The 721-nt window shown below is 44.2% G+C and carries 1 protein-coding gene and 1 pseudogene; both read right to left on the bottom strand.

Annotated features, from left to right (window positions below; translation table 11 throughout):
* Positions 1-221, bottom strand: a pseudogene (locus R7Q09_RS25505) (sugar ABC transporter permease); the annotation flags it as partial.
* Between the two features lie 102 nt (positions 222-323).
* A partial coding sequence (locus R7Q09_RS25500; RefSeq protein WP_318143859.1) for an extracellular solute-binding protein occupies positions 324-721 on the bottom strand: 398 nt, incomplete at its 5' end.

The raw sequence follows: 721 nt of genomic DNA, 5'->3' as shown, positions 1-721 counted from the left end.
AGGTTTTCGCCAAGTGTGACAAGCCCCCACATACCGTGGGAAATAAAATCACGAGTTACTGCATAAAAACTTGTTAGCAAGATGAAGAACATCATGCCTTTTACAAACTGTCGATTATAAAACTGGCCAAAGCCAGGAATTACTGAAAATAAAGAGGCAGTAAACCGTTGGGATCGATACAGCCCCGAGTTATGCTCAAAATGTTCACTCATGTCAGACATCACTTACAACTCCATTTCGGAAAACTTCTGGCGTCTGTCAGCCCCAGCCCAAGATGGTTATATAGGGCCGACAATTGCTTTCGCCAGAACAATATCTTTAAATTATTGGCCCATCATTGCGTGGTTAGCTTCTATTTGCATATTGATGCTGTCTACTGCAGAGTCGAGTGCACTTTTCGCATCTTGTTTATTCGTTGCAATCAACTGAAGTGCGCTGTTCGCAGGGCCCCACACTTCGTTCATTTCAGGAATGGAAGGCATAGACGTAGCGTGAATGGATTGCATCGCCACTGCACTTGCACCTGGGTCATTCTTGATAACAGGATCGTCTACCAATTTTGTCACTGCCGGAACCTCTCCAGTTAATTCAAAACGGCGCTTCGCATTGTCATAGTTATTGACGAACGTAATAAACTCTTGCGCTACTGGTTTGTTTTTCGAGAAAGTGGAAATGCTGTAACTCTTCACGCCCATAAATGACCCCATTTGCTCACCAGCTG

This window comes from Vibrio sp. 2130-1, from assembly GCF_033339515.1.
The sequence above is the reverse complement of the archived record's forward strand: the minus strand, read 5'-3'. Positions and strand labels throughout refer to the sequence as shown.